Consider the following 3,958-nt stretch of genomic DNA (forward strand, 5'->3'; position numbering starts at 1 on the left):
ATGTCCGGTTCGATGAGCGGGGTGTGGAAACGGGGTTAGGGTGAAGTTATTCGGGCACCGCCAGACGAAAGGGGCGGCAACAGACAAACCGAACCTACCGCTACCGCGCCACATCTCGACTCTACCGTATTTGGGCTTTCAGTTGCCCGGATTCTGCCATATCCTTCGTTAGCCGCTCTCATAGAATGAGCGTTAGCGAGAAGTCGATAATCGCCTGTCCGCTCATCCTCTGACTTGCGTTGCTCGATTCATCTGATGTCCGGCGGCATGAACAAGCATAAGCCGCGCCATTGCCACCCCGCGAGCCGGTAACAGGCAAATGGCGCAGAATAGAATCGCGCGCATGTTCGCGCACGCGAGAGGACGTGGCGCCCGACTTTGGACGTCAGAGCCTCCATGTTAGTGAGACAACCTTGCTGTAGTGAGACCATGAAGAAAGGAAAGACAAAACTCACCCGCCACGATGCTGAGCGCCTTTTCGAAGGCCTGCCCAGCGGGAACGTGAAAGTAAGCGGCCGGCCCGAGAACCCATTCGAAGCCGGGGCGTTCGACGCAGTCGAGCGCGTCGACAACGAAACCAAACTCTGGAAGGACAACCTCATTACTCTTCCGATGGCGATCGAGCTGCCTACTGGCTACGAGTCGGTGTCTCACGTACGCGAGGCGATGGCGAAAGCATGGCACGCGAAGTGGGTAAGGGAAGGAAAAAACGAGGTTGTCGCTGAGTTTCCTGAGGGTTGGACAGCCGTTCGGCAGGGAAGTGGACCCACGGAGTTGCGAGATTCCACCGGCGTAGTTCGCGCGGTATACGGGTGGGCGGAGGACGCGGAGCTCAGGATTCTGCCGCGGTATCTGGTTGAATCACAGACGAACAGTTCAAGCGGACTGGGCAGCCTGGTTGTCCGTGATCGCTTGAACGGTCTGGTTCTTGAAAGATCGTCAATATGGTCTGCCCAAACCGGTACCAACCATCCCGACTGGGCCAGACTGTCGGCGTGGCTCAACTTACACTATCCACAATATCGCGATCCGCTTCGGTACTGGGAAGACTACGGTAAAAACGTCCAAAACTAAATAAGCCATTTTCTGGCGTGCCGTCGTCAATCAGCGGCGCCATCCCGAAACTGGATGGGTGTTTCCATTGCCGCTCAGTGAAGAACTATTCCACCGTCGGCGGCTGCGACCCGTGAGCGACCCGACCTCGCACGCTGGAATAGGCACGCCGGCGGTTGAACACCGGATCAACCGTTGTTCATCTTCTCCAGCAATCGAAACCCTTCGGGCCAATTGCCAAGGTTGCTGTCGGCGTTGAGATGTCCCTTCGCTCTAACTTCGACGAGTTCGCTGCCCCACGCAGCTGCGCAGGCGCGTGCGTGGTCCACGCTGCCGTATGGATCGTTGGTGCTGGATACGACGGTCGTCGGAAACGGCAACTGCTCCCATGGCAGGGGCGCGAATCCGCCCGCGGCTACCCGGGGAAATGCCGGTGATGCCGGGTCCGGCACGGCCACAAGCAGCGCGCCACGAATCTTCCGCGCGTACCTGGCAGCCCAATGGACCACGGCCAGACATCCGAGGCTGTGCGCCACTATGACAGTCTCCCTCCCGTTTGCCGCTAGCTGCCGTTCTATCGCCGCTACCCACTCATCGCACACGACGTAATCCCAATCCTCGACTGCGAGGCGTTGCCAATCCGGATGCGCGGCTTGCCATACGCTCTGCCAGTGCAATGGACTGGAGTTGCCGATGCCAGGAACAACAAGAACGGGGTAGTCCATCTGCCAGATCTCCATGAGTGAATGAGCATCCAGTGTAAAAGCTCGCGAATTCAGGCAACATCGCAAATCAAATGGATTGATGGTCATACACAAACGAATTGACTGAGCTTGAGGGTGCTTACAAATGAAAACTAAGCCGGTAACGTTGGACAGGCTCGACTGGCGGATCTTGGAGGTGCTTCAGCGCAATGCACGTGTCACCAACACGGAACTTGGGAAGCAGATCGGGCTTTCTCAGCCGGCTGTCACCGCCCGCATCAGAAGGCTCGAGGAGCGGGGAGTCATCGAGGGCTACGCGGCGCGGATAAATCCCGGCCTCGTCGGTCGGGGCATCGCGGCGATCGTGCGAATCCGCACCACCCATGCTGAGATTAAGCATTGCCTGAGCGCCTTCGAAGCAATGCCTGAGATCGTCGAGGCGCACCGGATCACTGGTGAAGACTGCTTCATCGTTCGGATTGTGGTTGAAGAGATGGCCCAGCTCGAAACCGCAATCGACGCGTTTGCCAGATTCGGGCCCGTGACCACTTCTGTCGTGCTAGCGAGCTATCCGCCGAAGGCGATCCTCGGATCGCAGACTTGACGGACTATCTATATGGGGTCGATAGTACCCTTCGTTTAGCACCCCCCAGCGGGGGAAATGCGGTCAGCGTCGCAGCGATGCACAATATAGTCGACGTGGCGAGCGCGCAAAACCACGCACTAGTCATGACCAGGCGAAGGAGCGTGCGATGGGCACCACTGAAAACTCAAGTAACCTGCTTGCGAAACTCGGAATTGCTGTACCGATCATCCAGGCGCCGATGGCCGGTTGGGCCACCCCGGCGCTGGCTGCGGCCGTGTCCGATGCAGGTGCGCTGGGCTCCGTCGGTCTTGGCGGCATGACTGCGGAGAACGCTCGCGCCCTCATCCGCGAAACACGTTTGCTCACTGAACGTCCATTCAACGTGAATGTCTTTTGCCATGTTCGACCACCCGCAGACTTGGCGCGTGACGCGCGTTGGCTCACGTATCTGAAGCCGCATTTCGAGCGCTTCCAGGCACAGCCGCCAACGGCCCTCGGCGCGGGTTACTCAAGCTTCGTCGACGACGACGCGATGTTGACGTTGCTGTTAGAAGAACGCCCAGCTGTCGTCAGCTTTCATTTCGGGCTGCCACCCTCGCAAAAAATCGCCGCACTGCGCGACGCCGGCATTGTGTTGATGGCGACGGCCACTAATTCGGACGAAGCGGGCCAAATTGCAGCAGCGGGAATCGATGCCATTGTTGCGCAAGGGATCGAGGCGGGCGGCCACCGTGGCATGTTCGATCCGGCGTTGGCGGACGAACAGCTCGGGACGATAGCGCTCGTCCGGTTGCTGCTGCGCGAAACGTCACTGCCGGTGATTGCTGCGGGTGGGATCATGGACGGCGCGGGCATTGCAGCTGCGCTCGCGCTGGGCGCGCAAGCGGCCCAGCTTGGAACTGCTTTCCTCACCACGGCCGAGTCTGTTGCGAGTGAGGCTGACCGCGCCGCGCTACTTGACCCTCGAAGCAGGACCGCATTGATAAAGGTAATTTCCGGCAGGCCGGCTCGTGCGATCGAAAATCATTTCACGAGACTCGGGCGCGATCCCGCCTGCCCGCCGGTACCCGACTTTCCGTTGGCGTTCGCTGCGGGGAAAGCGCTCAATGCTGCGGCACAGGCGCACGGTAGCTCGGAATATGCAGCGCAATGGGCGGGGCAGGCTGTACGCCTGTCGCGAGCAATGCCGGCTGCCGAGTTGGTCGCCACGCTCGTACGCGAAATGGTCTGGTCAATCACGTCGTTATCAGCCAACTCGTTATTACTTGCGGATTTCGGGGCGTCGAAGTCGACCACATAAATCGGGTGCGCGGCTCAAAGCTCTCATCTCAAGCGGCTGCGTCGAGCGGCAGCCCGGTCATCGAGCCGGCGGTCTGGTCGCGGCCCAGAGTGTGTCAAAACGCGTAGCCACTGGGAATTGACGAAACCCGTCCCGGCGCACGTCGCGGCTTGTCGTTTGCAGCAATCTGAACGCAAATCACAGTCGAACTGAAGTTGACCCAGAAAAACGGACATCTATCCTTTGGAGAAGGAGGTGCCGATTATGGGCAAGCATCGTACCCCGTACCCGGCGGAATTTCGGGCACAAATGGTCGGGCTGGTGAAGGCCGGACGC

General features: G+C 59.4%; 4 protein-coding genes. 3 read left to right on the forward strand and 1 reads right to left on the reverse strand.

Features of this window, described 5'->3' with window-relative positions; translation table 11 throughout:
* Positions 1 to 429 precede the first annotated feature (429 nt).
* The gene (locus F6X40_RS40990; protein WP_184062635.1) at positions 430 to 1,074 is read left to right on the forward strand and encodes a hypothetical protein; all 645 of its coding nucleotides are present in this window, start codon (positions 430 to 432) and stop codon (positions 1,072 to 1,074) included.
* Positions 1,075 to 1,241: 167 nt separating this feature from the next.
* Here F6X40_RS40990 and F6X40_RS40995 read toward each other — a convergent pair whose 3' ends face one another.
* On the reverse strand, positions 1,242 to 1,778 hold the full coding sequence (locus tag F6X40_RS40995) for an RBBP9/YdeN family alpha/beta hydrolase (RefSeq protein WP_187631825.1): 537 nt from the start codon (positions 1,776 to 1,778) through the stop codon (positions 1,242 to 1,244).
* A gap of 124 nt (positions 1,779 to 1,902) precedes the next feature.
* Here F6X40_RS40995 and F6X40_RS41000 point away from each other — a divergent pair, with 124 nt between their 5' ends.
* Complete coding sequence (locus tag F6X40_RS41000) at positions 1,903 to 2,361, forward strand: Lrp/AsnC family transcriptional regulator (protein WP_187631826.1); 459 nt, start codon at positions 1,903 to 1,905, stop codon at positions 2,359 to 2,361.
* A 148-nt stretch (positions 2,362 to 2,509) separates the two neighbouring features.
* Complete coding sequence (locus F6X40_RS41005; protein WP_187631827.1) at positions 2,510 to 3,643, forward strand: NAD(P)H-dependent flavin oxidoreductase; 1,134 nt, start codon at positions 2,510 to 2,512, stop codon at positions 3,641 to 3,643.
* Positions 3,644 to 3,958 lie beyond the last annotated feature (315 nt).

The sequence above is a fragment of the Paraburkholderia sp. UCT31 genome, assembly GCF_014397655.1.
GTDB lineage: Bacteria > Pseudomonadota > Gammaproteobacteria > Burkholderiales > Burkholderiaceae > Paraburkholderia > Paraburkholderia tuberum.

Excerpts from the sequence above, each read along its gene's own strand:
- F6X40_RS41005 (WP_187631827.1), top strand. The coding sequence starts at position 2,510 with ATGGGCACCACTGAAAACTCAAGTAACCTGCTTGCGAAACTCGGAATT.
- F6X40_RS40990 (WP_184062635.1), top strand. The coding sequence starts at position 430 with ATGAAGAAAGGAAAGACAAAACTCACCCGCCACGATGCTGAGCGCCTT.
- F6X40_RS41000 (WP_187631826.1), top strand. The coding sequence starts at position 1,903 with ATGAAAACTAAGCCGGTAACGTTGGACAGGCTCGACTGGCGGATCTTG.
- F6X40_RS40995 (WP_187631825.1), bottom strand. The coding sequence starts at position 1,778 with ATGGACTACCCCGTTCTTGTTGTTCCTGGCATCGGCAACTCCAGTCCA.